This is a genomic window from Synechococcus sp. R65.1 (assembly GCF_047461755.1).
In the GTDB taxonomy this organism is placed as follows: domain Bacteria; phylum Cyanobacteriota; class Cyanobacteriia; order Thermostichales; family Thermostichaceae; genus Thermostichus.
Genome location: NZ_JANSHU010000011.1, coordinates 25,100 through 40,839 on the forward strand (window position 1 = coordinate 25,100; position 15,740 = coordinate 40,839).

The 15,740-nt window shown below is 59.6% G+C and carries 13 protein-coding genes and 1 tRNA gene; 9 read left to right on the top strand and 5 right to left on the bottom strand.

Annotated features, from left to right (window positions below; genetic code table 11):
• Nucleotides 1-248 precede the first annotated feature (248 nt).
• The 5 genes from lepA to NW814_RS06535 all read left to right on the top strand — a co-directional run bounded on the left by lepA (nucleotide 249) and on the right by NW814_RS06535 (nucleotide 4,783).
• Nucleotides 249-2,060 (top strand): translation elongation factor 4, encoded by a 1,812-nt coding sequence (lepA, locus tag NW814_RS06515; RefSeq protein WP_414393826.1) that lies wholly within the window; start codon nucleotides 249-251, stop codon nucleotides 2,058-2,060.
• Entirely contained in the window at nucleotides 2,053-2,694 is a 642-nt protein-coding gene (gene yqeK / locus NW814_RS06520; protein ID WP_414405651.1) for a bis(5'-nucleosyl)-tetraphosphatase (symmetrical) YqeK, read from the top strand. Before lepA ends, yqeK begins: the two co-directional genes overlap by 8 nt.
• Nucleotides 2,695-2,706: 12 nt before the next feature.
• Nucleotides 2,707-3,078: a ribosome silencing factor gene (gene rsfS, locus NW814_RS06525; protein ID WP_414393830.1), complete on the top strand. Its 372-nt coding sequence runs from the start codon at nucleotides 2,707-2,709 to the stop codon at nucleotides 3,076-3,078.
• Between the two features lie 435 nt (nucleotides 3,079-3,513).
• A complete protein-coding gene (locus NW814_RS06530; protein WP_414405652.1) occupies nucleotides 3,514-3,834 on the top strand; it encodes a hypothetical protein in 321 nt (106 codons plus the stop codon).
• Between the two features lie 37 nt (nucleotides 3,835-3,871).
• The gene (locus NW814_RS06535) at nucleotides 3,872-4,783 is read left to right on the top strand and encodes a histone deacetylase (protein WP_414405653.1); all 912 of its coding nucleotides are present in this window, start codon (nucleotides 3,872-3,874) and stop codon (nucleotides 4,781-4,783) included.
• Here NW814_RS06535 and NW814_RS06540 read toward each other — a convergent pair.
• From NW814_RS06540 to sppA, 5 genes are all read right to left on the bottom strand, one after another.
• On the bottom strand, nucleotides 4,780-5,931 hold the full coding sequence (locus NW814_RS06540) for an NAD-dependent epimerase/dehydratase family protein (RefSeq protein WP_414393836.1): 1,152 nt from the start codon (nucleotides 5,929-5,931) through the stop codon (nucleotides 4,780-4,782). The genes NW814_RS06535 and NW814_RS06540 overlap by 4 nt on opposite strands.
• 425 nt (nucleotides 5,932-6,356) lie before the next feature.
• Nucleotides 6,357-7,295 (bottom strand): fused MFS/spermidine synthase, encoded by a 939-nt coding sequence (locus tag NW814_RS06545; protein ID WP_414405654.1) that lies wholly within the window; start codon nucleotides 7,293-7,295, stop codon nucleotides 6,357-6,359.
• Nucleotides 7,296-7,322: 27 nt separating this feature from the next.
• Entirely contained in the window at nucleotides 7,323-7,781 is a 459-nt protein-coding gene (speD, locus tag NW814_RS06550; protein ID WP_414393840.1) for an adenosylmethionine decarboxylase, read from the bottom strand.
• Nucleotides 7,782-8,006: 225 nt separating this feature from the next.
• Nucleotides 8,007-9,191, bottom strand: coding sequence for an alanine racemase (gene alr / locus NW814_RS06555; protein ID WP_414405655.1), 1,185 nt, complete (start codon nucleotides 9,189-9,191; stop codon nucleotides 8,007-8,009).
• Nucleotides 9,192-9,261: 70 nt separating this feature from the next.
• Nucleotides 9,262-10,269, bottom strand: a complete 1,008-nt coding sequence (gene sppA, locus NW814_RS06560; RefSeq protein ID WP_414405656.1) for a signal peptide peptidase SppA — start codon at nucleotides 10,267-10,269, stop codon at nucleotides 9,262-9,264.
• Between the two features lie 389 nt (nucleotides 10,270-10,658).
• Between sppA and NW814_RS06565 the strand changes: the two genes are divergently transcribed.
• From NW814_RS06565 to NW814_RS06580, 4 genes are all read left to right on the top strand, one after another.
• Nucleotides 10,659-10,731: transfer RNA gene (locus tag NW814_RS06565), tRNA-Ala, on the top strand.
• A 174-nt stretch (nucleotides 10,732-10,905) separates the two neighbouring features.
• Nucleotides 10,906-12,096, top strand: coding sequence for a hypothetical protein (locus NW814_RS06570; protein ID WP_414405657.1), 1,191 nt, complete (start codon nucleotides 10,906-10,908; stop codon nucleotides 12,094-12,096).
• An 11-nt stretch (nucleotides 12,097-12,107) separates the two neighbouring features.
• Entirely contained in the window at nucleotides 12,108-14,531 is a 2,424-nt protein-coding gene (priA, locus tag NW814_RS06575) for a primosomal protein N' (RefSeq protein ID WP_414405658.1), read from the top strand.
• A 126-nt stretch (nucleotides 14,532-14,657) separates the two neighbouring features.
• Nucleotides 14,658-15,740, top strand: coding sequence for an isocitrate/isopropylmalate dehydrogenase family protein (locus NW814_RS06580; RefSeq protein ID WP_414405659.1), 1,083 nt, complete (start codon nucleotides 14,658-14,660; stop codon nucleotides 15,738-15,740).

Genomic DNA, 15,740 nt, shown 5'->3' on the forward strand with positions numbered 1-15,740 from the left:
ACGGCCCGCTACCCCAAGCCTTGCGCCAAGAGGGCTGCCTCCAAGTAGCGCGAAGGGGCACCCTACTACCTACTATGCAACAAACCTTAACCCTGGTTTGTCAGCTAGCCTTCACCCCCACCCAGGTGGCTAAGCCCTGCTTGCGCCAGGGGTGCGGGCCACGGTGGTCAACCGCTGGATAAGCTTGGCTTAGCTAGAGGGACAAACAAGCTAGCATTGTAAAAAATCTTTGCCCTGACTGGGTTTCTATGACTGACGTCCCCGTCTCCCGCATTCGCAACTTTTCCATCATTGCCCACATTGATCACGGCAAGTCTACCCTTGCCGACCGGCTGCTGGAGGCAACCGGCACCGTCTCAGCCCGCGAGATGAAGCCGCAGCTTCTAGACAGCATGGAACTGGAGCGGGAGCGGGGCATCACCATCAAGCTACAGGCGGCCCGCATGAACTACCGTGCCCAAGACGGCCAGGACTATGTCCTCAACCTCATCGATACGCCAGGGCATGTGGATTTTTCCTACGAGGTCTCCCGCTCGCTGGCTGCCTGTGAAGGGGCGCTGTTGGTGGTGGATGCTTCTCAAGGTGTGGAAGCCCAAACCCTGGCCAATGTTTACCTGGCTTTGGAGAACAACCTGGAAATTATCCCCGTCATTAACAAAATTGACTTGCCTAGCGCCGACCCCGAGCGAGTCATTGCCGAGATCGAGCAGGTGATCGGCCTTGACTGCAGCGGGGCGATCCTAGCCTCTGCCAAAGTGGGCCTCGGTATCTCAGAGATTCTCGAGGCTATTGTGCAGCGGGTACCGCCGCCGCAGGATACGGTAGCGGATCCCTTGCGGGCTTTGATCTTCGATAGCTACTACGATCCCTACCGGGGTGTGATTGTCTATGTGCGCATTGTGGATGGGGAGGTGAAAAGGGGGGACAAGATTTGCTTCATGGCCTCTGGCCGGGAGTACGAGGTTACTGAGCTGGGAGTGATGCGCCCCCACCAAGAGCCGGTTGAGTCTCTCCACGCCGGGGAAGTGGGCTACATTGCCGCTGCCATTAAAAGCGTTGAGCACGCCCGCGTGGGGGACACCATCACCCTCGTTCATCGCAGGGCTCCTGAGCCTCTGCCCGGCTACAAAGAAGCCAAGCCAATGGTGTTCTGTGGACTTTTTCCCAGCAACTCGGATCAGTACGCCGAACTCAAAGAGGCCTTGGAAAAGCTGAAGCTCAACGATGCCGCTCTCCACTTTGAGCCGGAAGTCTCCCCTGCCATGGGCTTTGGCTTCCGCTGTGGTTTCTTGGGCCTCCTCCATATGGAGGTGGTTCAGGAGCGGCTAGAGCGGGAGTACGACCTGGACCTGGTGATTACAGCCCCAACGGTGGTTTATCAAGTTACCCTCAACAATGGCTCGGTGCTCCGGGTTGATAACCCCAGCAAGCTGCCTCCTCCCAACGAGCGCCTTAGCATTGAGGAGCCCATTGTCCGCGTGGAGATGATTTTGCCGGAGGAATTCGTTGGCGCGGTGATGGAGCTGTGCGAGACCAAGCGCGGCATCTTTAAGGATATGAGGTATCTGGCTCAGGGCCGCACGACGCTGGTGTACGAATTGCCTCTGGCGGAAGTGATCACTGACTTTTTTGACCAGTTGAAATCTCGCACCCGCGGCTACGCCAGCATGGACTACCAAATGGTGGGCTATCGGGCTGACGATCTGGTGCGCTTGGATATCCTCATCAATGGCGAGCCGGTGGACGCTCTCTCCACGATTGTGCATCGGGACAAAGCCTTTCAGGTGGGCCGGTCTCTAGTGGCTAAGTTGCGCGAGCTCATCCCACGCCACCAGTTTGAGGTGCCCATCCAAGCGGCGATTGGCTCGCGCGTCATTGCCCGCGAAACTATCCCTGCGCTGCGCAAAAATGTTTTGGCCAAGTGCTACGGGGGAGACGTAACTCGCAAGCGCAAGCTGCTGGAAAAGCAAAAAGAAGGGAAAAAGCGCATGAAGGCGCTGGGAACAGTGGATGTGCCCCAAGAGGCGTTTATGGCAGTGTTGAAGTTGCAAAATGACTAACCTAGCTTTGCGGCGCGAGGAGGTGTTGGCCTGGCTGCAGGAGCGGGTGCCTCCTCCCCGCCTGCGCCACATCTTGGGAGTCGAGGCAATGGCCCGGCAACTGGCGGCTCACTACGGATTGGATGAGGAGAAAGCCGCTTGGGCAGGTCTGATGCACGACTTAGCTAAGTCTTTCCCGGCGGAGCAACTGTTGCAGCGGGTAGCTCGGGAGCGGGAGCTAGACGAGATTGAACGGGCTGAGCCCCACATCCTCCACGCCGAGGTGGGCTCCCTGTTGGCGCGGGAACAGTTTCAGGTGCAGGATGCGGAGATCTTGGCGGCCATCGCCAACCACACCCTAGGCCAGCCCGGCATGGGTCCGCTTAGTTGTGTGGTTTTTGTAGCCGATGCTCTGGAACCCAACCGCGGCAGTAGCCCAGAGCTGGAGCAGTTGCGGCGCCTGGCTTTTGTAGATTTATCTAAAGCTGTGGTGGGGGTTTGCGATCTAAGCCTGAGATTTTTGCTAAACCGGAATCAGGTGGTTCATCCACGCACCCTCATGACTCGCAATTATTTCCTGCTCCATCCTTTGGATCAAAAGGATTTCCAGAGGTCTGCGTCTCCAGTTCTTTCCGTCGTTTCAGGAGGGTCTTAGTTGCTACAGCTCATGCCTGCCCGTGCCAGGGATCCCGTCTATCGCATGGCGCTGAGTGCAGCTCGCGCAGCGGAAGAAAAAAAAGGTGGCGACATTGTCCTGCTGGATGTATCTCGGGTTTCCACACTGGCAGACTACTTTCTTCTAGTCAGTGGCTACTCGCTGACGCAAGTGCGCGCCATTGCCCAGGCAATTGAGGAAAGGCTTTGGGAGGAGTGGCAACGGACACCGCAGCGCATTGAAGGTCAAGACTCAGGCTCGTGGATCCTCATTGACTACGCCGATCTCATCGTCCACGTGATGATGCAAAACGAAAGGGAGTACTACGACCTGGAGTCTTTTTGGATCCAAGCCGAACGGGTTGAGTTGCCTTTAGCCGGCTAGATCCCTAGCTCTGCGGGTCGACCTTTCAGACTAGGGCTTTGCCGGTTTTCCCTAGTCGGCTGTCAAGAAATATGTGAAGCACGTAAAGTTTTTAATAGTTCCACAGTTTCTTACATAGTTGCGTGCTAGCATAAACGCCGAGGAGTAGTAAGACCCTTGTTTCCAGGTGCAGAAGAGTTTCTATAGTCTTTGTTAAAGTTCCCACTCTGCACTTTCCAAAACGCCGATAATTTCCCGCTGGCGGTAATGCCAGCAGGAGCACAAGGTTAATAATTGACGACAGCTTCCTGCTAGTGAGGGAGTTGATCTACTTTGGCTTGAATGTCAAGCCTTTAGAGGAAAGTCCAGTGGCAAGAGCAGAGGAGAAGTAGGAGCTAGTGCCCTTTGTTTAATGCTTGTTTAAAAGCGGCCGAGATTCTTAGGAGGGAAGTTCTGATGGAAAAAATGTTGGTGAATATCATCGAGTACCTTGCATTGGCAGAACTGGAAACTTTACTCTGCACCGAGCACCCCCACCAGCAAGTGTTTCATGACGCCAAGGAGCGGGAATCCCTGCTGCAGCAGATTCTCAACCGGGTTCCCCCTGCTTATAGGTTGCTGGCTGCCGATGAATGCCCTAGCCGCGACCAGCTTAGCGCCTCAGAACTGGAGTTGCTCCGCTCGGTGGTGCGGGATGTGGTCAAGCAGAAGCTGCAACAGGACTCTTTTGAAGATCCCTACGTGGGAGCAGCGATGTCGGAGGTGTTCTACGGGTAGAAGGAGGGTTAGCTACACTGCGAAGGCGCTGCCTTAAATGCTGCCCGTTTACTATTCCGAAACTTTTCTTAGCCACAATACAGGTCCCTTTCATCCGGAACGCCCGGCCCGCCTGCAAGCTATTTCCAAAGCCCTGCGCAAGGCCCCTTTTGCCAACCAACTGGAGTGGCGGGATCCCCCCTTGGCTGAGCTGGGGGAGCTGGAGCGGGTCCACTCGCCTCGGCATATCCAACAGGTGGCCGAGCTGGCGGCAGCAGGTGGGGGTTACCTTGATGCCGATACAGTTGTCTCCCCAGGCAGCTTTGAAGCAGCGCGGCGGGCAGTGGGCGGCTGGATTGCTGCAGCGGCCTCGGCTTTGGCCACAGGACAGCCAGCTTTGGTGCTGTGTCGTCCGCCTGGGCATCACGCTGAGCCGGAGCGGGCAATGGGGTTTTGCCTCTTCAGTAACGCCGCCATCGCCGCCCTATGGGCACTAGAGCAGTCAGGGGTCAAGCGAGTAGCCATTTTTGATTGGGACGTACACCACGGCAACGGCACCCAGGCGGTGGTGGAGCGCCATCCCCAACTGGCCTATGCCTCCATCCACCAGTTTCCTCTCTACCCCGGCACAGGACTGGCCGAGGAAACCGGGATCCACGGCAACCTCTGCAACGTACCTCTGCCTGCAGGATCCGACTGGTCGGCCTACGAAAAAGCTTTGCAGGAGAAGGTTCTGCCTTTCCTAAAAGCCTTTCAGCCCGATTTGCTGCTGGTGAGTGCCGGCTTCGACTGTGCCAAAGGGGATCCCTTGGCCGATATGCTGCTAGAGCCGGAAGACTTTGGTCGCATGACCCGTCTTTGCTTGAAAGAGGTAACCTCTAAGGCCGTCTTTGGCCTAGAAGGGGGGTATAACCTGGAAAACTTGGCCCGCGGCTGGCTAAGTGTAGCCCAGGCCTGTCTAGAAGGCTAGCCTCTCCACTTCACCTTAGGTAGAATCTGCCGCACGTCCACCCGGTCCTTGTACTTGAGGGCGAAGTTAAGCAGCGAATCCAGCAGCGAATCCGACAGGTAGTGAGGCTGAAGGCCCAGATCTAGAAGCTTGGTGTTCTTGGCGTTGTAGTAGTGCTCTTCCAGCTCAACGCGGGGGTTCTCCAGGTGTTGGATTTCCACCTTCAAGCCCATGGCAGCCGCAGCCTTTTGCACCATCACTGCTAGCTGCTCCACACTAAATTGTTCAGTGAACTGGTTCATCACCCGGAACTGACCTGGCTCAGGAGGATTGGCGATGGCCAGCTCCACACAACGCACGGTGTCGCGAATATCCAAGAAGCCGCGCGTTTGACCCCCTTTGCCGTAGACTGTTAGCGGATGGCCGACTGCTGCCTGGACACAGAAGCGGTTGAGGGCTGTGCCAAACACGCCATCGTAGTCGAGGCGGTTGATCAGCACCTCGTCCATGCCTGTTTCTTCCGTAAGCACGCCATACACCACCCCTTGGTTCAGGTCGGTAGCCCGCAGGCCCCAGACGCGGCAAGCAAAGTGAATGTTGTGGCTGTCATGGACCTTGGAGAGGTGGTACATGGATCCCGGCTGCTTGGGATAGGGCAGGGTATCCTTGCGGCCGTTGTGCTCGATGGTGATGTATCCCTCCTCGATGTCAATGTTGGGAGTGCCGTACTCACCCATGGTGCCCAGCTTCACCAGGTGGCAGTCGGGAAATTCCTCCTTGATGGCATAGAGGATGTTGAGGGTGCCCACCACATTGTTGACCTGGGTCATCACCGCATGTTCGCGGCTAATCATCGAGAAGGGAGCAGAGCGCTGCTCGCCAAAGTGCACAATAGCCTCTGGCTCAAAGCGGCGCATGCAAGAAATTAGGGCTTGGTAGTTAGTAACATCGCAAACAAAGATGGGAATATCCTTGCCAGTCAGCCCCTTCCAGCGATCCACCCGCTGCTCAAGCTGGGCAATGGGTGTCAGACTAGAAACTCCCAGTTGCAGATCCCAAAGCCGGCGGATATACGAGTCGAGGATGGCCACCTCGTAGCCCCTGTTGGATAGGTACAGGGCCGTTGCCCAGCCACAGTATCCGTCACCACCAATAACTAAAACTCTCATTGGGGAAGCGGAATTCGCCTGTTCACGAATCTACCAAGTTATGGCACCAAAGACAAATACCTCAGGAGCCGCTCTGAAAGACTTATACAACCCCGAGCAAAAGCAGACTTTCACTCGGCGTTGAGGCTTTCTTCCTGCTTCCACGACCCGTAGCTAGTAGTAGAGTTCACCTCTACTACCCCGCCAGAGGGATCTCCACAGGCGTGACTTTCCCGCGAGCTGCAGGTAGTTGCTCCTTGCTATACCGGGCACACAGGCTAAGGACGGAGCCAACTTTAGCCCAGGCAAAACATCTACTCAAGAAGATTACCTGCTAGCCTACTAGCTCAGCCCATCTACGTCAAGGCAGAAGGTTAGTTGTGCCACAAAGTGGCCAATTGTCTAGTGAATCAAGGACTAGAGGAGAACCCACTTTTACCAGCGACTTAGCCAACCTGAGGAGGGTTATCCAGGGTGTAGACGGTGGTCTCAGCGGCAATGGCGCGGCGCACATAGACAGGAACCTGGTAAAGACCCAGGAGGGCAGTGCCATCGAGGAAGCGCAGTTCCCCTCGACTGGGATCCAAGTGCTGAGCCAGAAGCTGGTCGATCTGTTCCGGCTCCGGCCTGGAGGGGATAGGAGCCTGAGCTGCTAGGGCAAATCCAAGAGGCCCGCCGTAGGTGGTGGCGTAGATGGCGTAGGGCTGCACAGCAGCAAACACGGTTTTGAGGGTGTGAACGATGCGGGTGTGCTGCTCCAACTCCAAGGGGCTTGTCGGCCCAGCCTGGAGGGCAAAAGCTCCACCGGGCTGCAACTTGGATCGGATCTGGCAGAAAAACTCCTGGGTAAAGAGCCGGGCGGCAGGGCCAGCTTCCACAGGATCCGAAAGATCGGAGAGGATGACATCCCAAACCGGCTCTGTCTCCTGGAGAAAGTCGAAAGCGTCGGCAATCACTACCTGCGCCCGCGGGTCCTCAAAGGCCCCCTGGTGCATTTCTGGCAAGTGTTCCCGACAGGCCTCCACCACCTCTCCGTCGATGTCCACCATCACCGCCTGCTCCACCGAGCGCCAGCGCAGCACCTCCCGCAGCGTTGCCCCTTCCGCTCCCCCCAGTACAAGCACGCGCCGAGGGGTCCCACCCCCCTGGACAACTTGGAGAAGGGCGGGATGGACGAGCGCCTCATGGTAGAGGAACTCGTCCAGCGTGGTGGACTGCCAATGCCCATCCAGCATCAAGCCCTTGCCGTAGGCCCCCATTTCGGCAATCAGCATTTCCTGAAAGGGGGTCTTTCGGTAGGCCAGGATGCGTGTGATAGCAAAGGCAGTGTAGCTCCAGGGGGTAAAGTACTCCTGGGCCCAGAAGAAGTTCCTTGGCAGGTTCATGGGTAGCTTGGCAAAGGTGGTGCAATCTCAGCGCCTTCGTCTAGCTGTTTCACAACTAACTGCCTCAGGCAAGGGCGTCACTTCCTCAAGGGACGCCGGCTCCGTGGTTCGGCGAGGCAGCTTGCGCAGCGAATGCCGTCGCGCTTGAAAGACCTCAATCAAATATTCACAGGCTGCTTCAGGCCGCGTATGGCGCCCGCAGGTAAACACATCCACCGCTGCATAACCCACTTCAGGCCAGGTGTGGATGGAGATGTGGGATTCTCCTAAGAGGGCCAGCGCCGTGATTCCCTGCGGCTCAAAGGGATGGTAAAGCTCACCCAAAAGGGTGGAGTTGGAGCGTCTTGCCGCCTCCCGCAAGGCTTGCTGCACCAGGGAGACATCATCCAAGAGGTGGGCCGGGCAGTCGTACAGCTCTAGGATGCAGTGGATCCCGATTAGAGCCAGAGACCTATCCCCTAATTGGCCAGATAGCGTGTGTACCATACTATCCCCTAATTGGCCAGATAGACGACAAGAGCCGTGCAAGCAAAAGCACAGTTTTCTGATTGTCTCACAAATTGAGGCAGATTACAAGGAGCAGCGGCTTTCTTCTGGCCTTTCGAGCAAGGGGCGTGAGTTCTTCAAGCCAGAGGAAAAGAAGCAAGCTCAGGAAAAAGCCCCAGGGGACGGGAATTCTCTAACTGGTGGGAGCTTGCGCCAGTGGCAGGCTCAGGCGTTGACTAGCACCCTTGGCAGGCGAGCAGAAAGCCCGCAAAGCAACTCGTAGGGGATAGTGCCCAACTGATCGGCCCAGTTTTGGATCGATAAGCCCATGCTGCCCAGATGGGGGCCCAACAGCTCCACCACGTCTCCCACTTGGATATCCGGCCTCTCGGTAACGTCCCACATGCACTGATCCATGGTGATGGTGCCCACCTGCTGGATCAGGCCGCCACGCACCCACCCTCGCAGCCAGCCGGAAAGCCGCCTTGGGATCCCATCGGCATAGCCAATGGCCAGAGTGGCAATGCGGCTGGGACGGCGGGTGATGTAGCGATGGCCGTAGCTGACACCCGTGTGGGCAGGCACCGTTTGAATGTGGGTCAGCCGCGCTTTAAGGCGCAGGATGGGTCTAAGCCCAGGCACCTGCAGGTGAGGAGCAGGAGACAAGCCGTAGAGGACTAGCCCCAGCCGCACGCGGGAGTAGTGAAGGCGGGTGAGGGCGGCGGCGGAGTTATCCAGATGCAACGGCGGCAAGGGATCCCCAGCCTGGCGGATCTGCTCTACCACCTGGGCAAAACGGGACTCTTGCTGGGCCATTGCCGGCGAGTTGGGCTCGTCTGCCGTTGCAAAGTGGGAGAATAGGCTACAGATCTCTAGCTCAGGGATCCGGCAGATCTGCCCCCACACAGCGGCAGCCTCCTGCCAAGGGATCCCCAGGCGGGTCATGCCGGTATCGACATTAACGTGGACCGGAACGGGCCGCCCGGCCCAGGAGGCCACCTGGCGCAGCAGGGGGATCTGCTCGGCGCGGGTAAGGCTAATTTCCAGCCGCGCTGCCATGGCCTGCTGGAGCTCCGCCCAGGTATTCAAAGCGCCCAAGACCAGGATCGGCACCTGTAGGCCGGTCTGGCGCAGCTCGATCCCTTCGGCCAGCGTGGCCACGCATAGCCCCTTGGCCCCAGCAGCCACCAGCAGAGGAGCCACTAGCTGAGCTCCATGACCATAGGCATTGGCCTTGACCACCGCCCAGATCTCGACGTTTGGGCCTAGGCGGGCTTGCAACAGCCTTAGGTTTTCTCGCAACTGGGCTGCGTCAATTTCCACCCACGCGCGGCTGGTTAGCAGCTCTAGCTCCGGGTTAAACGCCGTCCAGGAGTCTGTCCTTGCTCCCGGCGCCGCAACCGCAGTCAAAGTAGAAGCGTCGCCCAACGTGGACACTTCTTGATCCACAACTCACCCTCACACCCGGCCAAGGTTAGATTTAGCGCAAAGTCCAGGCCGGCGCCATCCACAACAGCGGCAGGTCTGGGATCCCGGCAGCCTCCTCGTCTCCCAGCAGTTGACCCAGCCAGAAGCTTTGCCCTGCTGGAGGCAGCCCTTGGCTCAATAGCCGCCGCAGGGCGCGTTGGAACGGGTCTCTGGTTGCCGGCGACAGAGAGGGATCCCCGGTCATCCGCCGCAGATCCTCCACGGCTTCGGTATACCCCCCCAAGGCGTCCACTAGGCCCAGCTCCACCGCCTGCGCTCCGGTGAAGAGGCGCCCATCGGCCAACTGGCGCAGTCGCACCTCATCCAAACTCTGCCGCCGCGCAATCATCTCCGCATCCAGCACCTCTTCCGCCCCTTTTTCCGGCAAGTGCTGGCGCCCGCGGGCCACATCGCGAATAAACTGGTCGAGGGTATTCTCCACCAGCTCTTGCAGCAGGCGCCGCTCTTGGGGAGTGGCAGGGCGAAAGGGGGAGAGCATGTCCTTGTACTCGCCGGTTTTGAAGGTCTGCGGCTCTATGCCGTAAGTGTCGAGCAGCTTGCTAAAGTTAAGGCCTCTGATGAGTACCCCTAGGCTGCCAGTCAGGGTGCCGGGGTTGGCGTAGATTTTGTCGGCAGCACTGGCCACGTAGTAACCGCCACTGGTGGCAATGTCCTCCAGGACGGCCACCACAGGCTTGCCGGCTTCGCGCAGGGCGGTAACGGCACGGTAGAGTTCCTGGCTGGATCCCACGGCCCCGCCTGGGCTGTTGATGCGCAGCAGGACAGCCTTGACAGCGCTATCGTCAACCGCTTCCCGCAACTGCTCCAAAGGGGAGGTGGGCAAGCCCACCAAGCTTGAGCGGCGCAAGCCGCCGATAGGACCCTCGAGAGCGACCACCTCGATGCGACTTGCCCCTTGAGGAGCTCCCCCTCGAGCCAACTCGGCTGCAGGGCGTCTACTGCCGACAAGGGCCGCAATTAGGCAAACCACCAGCAAAGCAGCCGCCAAAATGCGGTTCAACTGGCTTTCCTGAGTCACAACCCCCCCGTTGTCACTGACTTTGTTCTATCACCCAGCAGGCTTTTGTAGCGACTGCATCCCCACTGCTCTGCAGGCGAGCGAGGGGAAGGGCAGTGCAGACGGGGGGAGTTGTAGTATACTTGCAGTTGTCACCCAGGTAGCCTACGGCAGGGTATTGCCAGGGCTAGAGCCTGGAGAAGTACGAGCGGCTGAGGGCCCCCACTGCGGACTAGGGGACTACGTAAAGTCCCTGGCAGGCGTGGGGTAGAGATCTTCCAAAGCTGGAGAGAGGTCAAAAGTAGCTGGTACCTTTGGTCAGCAAGGCCGCTTCTTTAGGCTAAAATTAGGAGTAAGGCTGTTGTCCACACTTCTAGCTTCTAGTGGGACTTGGGGCTTTAGCTCAGTTGGTAGAGCACTTCAATGGCATTGAAGGGGTCAGCGGTTCGAGTCCGCTAAGCTCCATGACAGTAGTTAGGCTGGGGAGTGAGGGAGTTAAGAGGAGCAGAAAGCTAGGGCAGCTGCTTTGCCTAGCTGGGGGCCGGAGGGCATGGAGCTCTGCCGGCTAGCTTGAACCCCCTAGAAAATCTCCCTATACTTCAAGAAGCCTCGTCATTACCTCCACTGCTTCCTCTCCCTATGCAGGTTCCCTCCTCAGGCAAGCTGGATCCCACCCTTCCCGAGGCACAGGCTGGCCGTTCGGTCAAGGACTCTGTCTCGGAACCGGATCCCAAGTCAGAGCAGCCTTCGGCCCTGTGGCAGCAGCAGTTGGAGGCCCGGCTGCTCAAAGCTGAAGCGGAACTGCAAGAGCGGCGCACCCTTCAGGAAAACCTGCAGGCTGAGGTACAAGCCCTGCGCACTCAGCTGCAGGAGCGGGAGCGCGCCCTGCACCAGCTCCAGCAAACCTTGGCAGAGCAAAAGGTTCTGCTCTCGGAGCAAGAAGCTCAGCTAGCAGCACGACAACGACTCAACGAGCGGCAGCGCCAAGATATTGAGGCCCTGCAGGAGCAGCTTGAGCAGCTGCGGTTGGCCCATGCCCAGGAGCGCCGTCAGTGGGAACACCGCCAGCAGGAGCTCCAAGCCTCGCTGGTAGAAGCCCAGGACCTGGCTCAAAAACGGGTGGAGATGTTACAGCGTTTCAAGGCCGAGCTTTCTTTAGCCCGCACCCAACTGGCGGAAACGCAGGCAGAGCTGAGCAGACTGCGGGCTCTCTACAGCGAGCAGCAGGCAGCTTGGCAGGGAGAGCGGGAGCGCCTTGAGGCGCGGCTAGCGGGCTATGCGGAGACGGAAGCGGAAGCGCAGCAGCGCTGGCAAGAACAACGGCAGGAATTGGAGGCAGCCCTCTCCCAAGCCCAGGCAGAGATTGCCCACTGGCAGGGGCAGTACGCCCAAGCTCAGCAGCGCATCGAGGCGTTGGAGCAGCAGCTTCAGGCGGCTTTGGATGAGCTTGCCGAGCAATCTGCCAAGCAATCGCAGCTGCGCTCTGCCCAGGTGGCCATTGCCCATTTGCAAGAACAAGCCGAAGCCTTGGAGGCGCAGGTGAAGGCTTTGCAGGCAGAGCGAGAGGCTCTTTTAGAAGAGAACCGATCCTTGAAAGAAAAGTGCGAGCAGCAACAGATGCATGTGCTTAGCCTCAAGGCGGCCCTGGAGCGCAGGGGTCTAGAGATCCCAGCTCGGGTTGATGGGGTTGCCAAAGGGGCTGACACACCCAAGGGAGCGGAGTCTCCTGCTTCCCTCCAAGCCGCCAAGCCCGCGCTTCAGCCGCGACCCCTGCTGGCTCGGGCTGGAAGGCGAGCAGTAGATCTGCCGCGGTTTTTGTCCCGTCCGTGAGGGATCCCGTTTTGCAGTCTGCTCCTCCCCGCTGGTTGGAGGTGTGGGTGGATCATCCTCGTTTAGGAGGGTGCTTCGTCTACCGCGTGCCGGAGGGATGGGAGCCAGAGGCCGGCGATCTCCTCAGTGTCCCCTTTGGCCAGCAGGTAGCGGGGGCAGTGGCGCTGGGCTGGCGTGCCGAGTTGCCGGCAGGGGTAGAGCCCCAGTCGGTGCGGGCAATTGAGGCAGTGGTGGCCAAAGGGATCCTGCCCAAGGAGTTCTGGCCCCTGCTGCAGCGAGTAGCCGATTACTATCTCACCCCCCTGGCGCAGGTGGTGCGCACGGTCTTGCCCCCTGGCTTGCTTAGCCGCTCCCAGCGACGGATCCGCCTAGTTCGATCCCCGCAAGGGGAATGTTCGCCGGCTGCCCAGGCTTTGCTGCGGCTGCTCCAGGAAAAAGGGGGGGAGCTGTCTTGGCGCTACCTCCAGCAGCAGGTGCCCGGCGCCGAGCTGGCCCTGCGGGAGCTGCAGCGGCGGGGTTGGGTGGAAAGTTTCTGGCAGGAGCAGCAGGGGGGTAGGGTAAAAACCCAGCAGGCAGCCACCTTGGTGGAGGACTCGCTGGAGGGGCTGAGCTTGCCCCAGCAGAAAGCGCTGCAGATCCTCAAGCAAAAAGGGGGGGAGCTGCTGCTAGCCGAGTGGGAGCGTCTGGCGGGGGTGAGCCGGTCGGTGTTGCAGAGTCTGGCCCGCAAAGGCCGGGTGCACCTCTACGAGCGGCCCCTGCTGCGGCTGGGGGAGGCCGGCCGGCCTGGGGAGAAAGATCTGCCCAAGCCTCTGACGCCAGCTCAGGCCGAGGCAGTGGCGGCCATTGGCCAAGCTCTGGGGCAAAACCAACGCTTTCTGCTGCACGGGGTCACCGGCTCGGGCAAGACGGAGGTGTACCTGCAGGTCATTGCCCAGGTGCTGCAGCAGGGACGGTCGGCCTTGGTACTGGTGCCGGAGATTGGCCTTACCCCGCAACTGACGGACCGCTTTCGGGCGCGGCTGGGATCCCGCGTGTGGACCTACCACAGCGGCCTCTCGGCAGGGGAGCGCTACGACCTCTGGCGGCAGATGGTGATCTCTGTTCCCCAGGTGGTCATTGGCACGCGCTCGGCGGTGTTTGCCCCCTTGGCCAATCTTGGCCTGATTGTCTTGGACGAGGAGCACGACGACAGCTTCAAGCAGGATCAGCCCCAGCCCTGTTACCACGCTCGACAAGTGGCGGAGTGGCGGGCTGAGCTGGCCAACTGTCCCCTGGTCTTGGGCAGCGCCACACCCGCAGTGGAAACCTACGCCGCCCACCTCCAGGACCCGCAGCGCTGGGTTCGTCTGGCCCTGCCGCAGCGCATTCCTCAGGCGGGGATCCCGGCCACTCTGCCCCAGGTGGAGCTGGTGGACATGCGCCAAGAGCTACAGGCGGGTAACCGCAGCATTCTTAGCCGTCGCCTGCAACAAGCCTTGCACGAGACTTTGAAGAGGGGAGAACAGGCCATCCTCTTTGTCCCCCGCCGCGGCTACAGCACCTTTGTTTTGTGCCGCAGTTGCGGCTTTGTCCTCACCTGCGCCCACTGCGACGTCTCCCTTACCGTTCACCTAGAGGGCGGGCAGGAGCTGCGCTGCCACTACTGCGGCGCCCGCCAACCCCACCCCCAGCGCTGCCCTGCCTGTGGTTCGCCCTACCTAAAGCACTTCGGCACTGGCACCCAGAAGGTGGTGGAGGTGCTGCAGCAGCACTGGCCGCAGCTAGGGATCCTGCGCTACGACAGCGATGCCACCCGCCGCAAGGGATCCCACCGCAACTTGCTGGAGCAGTTTCGCAGCGGCAAGGCTCAGGTACTGGTGGGCACCCAGATGCTCACCAAGGGGCTGGATATTCCCCAGGTGACGCTGGTGGGGGTAGTGGCTGCCGACGGACTATTGCACCAGCCTGACTACCGCGCTGGTGAACGCACCTTTCAACTGCTCACCCAAGTGGCGGGCCGAGCAGGACGGGGATCCCTGCCAGGCCAGGCCATCATCCAGACCTACTTGCCGGAGCACCCCATCTTGCAAGCGGTGCTGGCCCACGACTACGAGGGCTTTGTCCAGGCCGAGCTGCGCCAACGCCAAGAGGGGGGCTACCCTCCCTACCGAGCCCTGATCTTGATCCGCCTAAGCAGCACCTGCTTGGAGGCACTGGAGCGCTATTGCCAGCGCGTGGGCGAACGCCTGCAAGGGATCCCAGCCGAGATCCTAGGCCCAGGGCCAGCCCAAGTGGAACGGGTTGCCGGCCGCTACCGCTGGCAGATCCTGCTCAAACAGCTTCCTGGTCAGCCCTGGGATCGCGCCCAGATCGATGCCCACTTGCGCAGCGCCCTTGGGCATATCCCCCAGGGGATCCGCGTCAGCCTCGATGTGGATCCGCTGCGGATCCTCTAGGGGTAGGTTGCCCTGGCCAATTCTTGGCCTCAACCTGTTCTATTTCTATAGTCTTTAAGCTTAGGGGATCCCTGGTCGACAACGGCCAAGGGTGCTTTGTGTGGCGTCAAGCAAGGAGAAGCGTTTGTGGCCTATCGTGTAACGTTGATTCCCGGCGATGGCATCGGCCCGGAAGTAACCAAAGCAATGACCACGGTCCTGGAAGCCACCGGGGTGGAATTGGAGTGGATCCGGGTGGAAGCAGGGGTAGAGGTGATTGAGAAATACGGCACGCCTTTGCCGCCGCAGGTGTTAGAGTCCATCCGAGAAACCAAAGTGGCCATCAAAGGGCCCATTGGCACCCCCGTAGGCACGGGCTTTCGCTCCGTCAATGTAGCCATCCGCAAAGAGCTAGACCTCTACGCCAACCTGCGCCCGGCCAAATCTATCCCTGGCATCAAAAGCCCTTTTCAAAACATCGACCTAGTGGTGGTGCGGGAAAACACTGAAGATCTCTACGCCGGGATCGAGTTTGAAAGGGGGACCCCCGAAGCTGTGCAGGCGCGAGAGGAGATAATGCGCCTTTCCGGCAAGTTCATCCGCGAGGGATCGGCCATTGCCATCAAGCCCATCTCAGAGTTTGGCAGCCGCCGCATCGTCAAGTTTGCTTTCGAATATGCCCGCCAAAATGGCCGCAAAAAGGTAACGGCCGTTCACAAAGCCAACATCATGAAGTTTACCGACGGGCTGTTTTTGCAGGTGGCGCGGGAGGTGGCCCAGGAGTACCCCGACATCGAGTTTGAGGATCGCATCGTGGACAACATGTGCATGCAACTGATGCAAAAGCCGCAGCTCTACGATGTGCTGGTGCTCACCAACCTCTATGGGGACATCATCTCGGATCTGTGCGCTGGCATGATTGGCGGGCTGGGGGTGGCGCCGGGGGCCAACATTGGCGATGGCATCGCTGTCTTTGAGGCCATCCACGGCTCAGCACCCAAATATGCTGGTCAGAACAAGGTCAACCCCTCTGCCCTCATCCTCTCCGGGGCCATGATGCTGCGCTACCTAGGCGAGCGGGAAGCCGCCGCGAGGGTAGAAGCGGCAGTGCAGTCGGTCATTGCCGAAGGCAAATACGTCACCTATGACCTGGCCCAAGGGGAGCCTGTGGGCACTCAGGAGATGGCCGAGGCCATCGCCGCCCGCGTCCAGGAGCTCGCTCGCGTCTAA

Excerpts from the sequence above, each read along its gene's own strand:
- NW814_RS06570 (WP_414405657.1), top strand. The coding sequence starts at position 10,906 with ATGCAGGTTCCCTCCTCAGGCAAGCTGGATCCCACCCTTCCCGAGGCA.
- lepA (WP_414393826.1), top strand. The coding sequence starts at position 249 with ATGACTGACGTCCCCGTCTCCCGCATTCGCAACTTTTCCATCATTGCC.
- NW814_RS06540 (WP_414393836.1), bottom strand. The coding sequence starts at position 5,931 with ATGAGAGTTTTAGTTATTGGTGGTGACGGATACTGTGGCTGGGCAACG.
- NW814_RS06535 (WP_414405653.1), top strand. The coding sequence starts at position 3,872 with ATGCTGCCCGTTTACTATTCCGAAACTTTTCTTAGCCACAATACAGGT.
- rsfS (WP_414393830.1), top strand. The coding sequence starts at position 2,707 with ATGCCTGCCCGTGCCAGGGATCCCGTCTATCGCATGGCGCTGAGTGCA.
- speD (WP_414393840.1), bottom strand. The coding sequence starts at position 7,781 with ATGGTACACACGCTATCTGGCCAATTAGGGGATAGGTCTCTGGCTCTA.
- NW814_RS06530 (WP_414405652.1), top strand. The coding sequence starts at position 3,514 with ATGGAAAAAATGTTGGTGAATATCATCGAGTACCTTGCATTGGCAGAA.
- yqeK (WP_414405651.1), top strand. The coding sequence starts at position 2,053 with ATGACTAACCTAGCTTTGCGGCGCGAGGAGGTGTTGGCCTGGCTGCAG.
- NW814_RS06545 (WP_414405654.1), bottom strand. The coding sequence starts at position 7,295 with ATGAACCTGCCAAGGAACTTCTTCTGGGCCCAGGAGTACTTTACCCCC.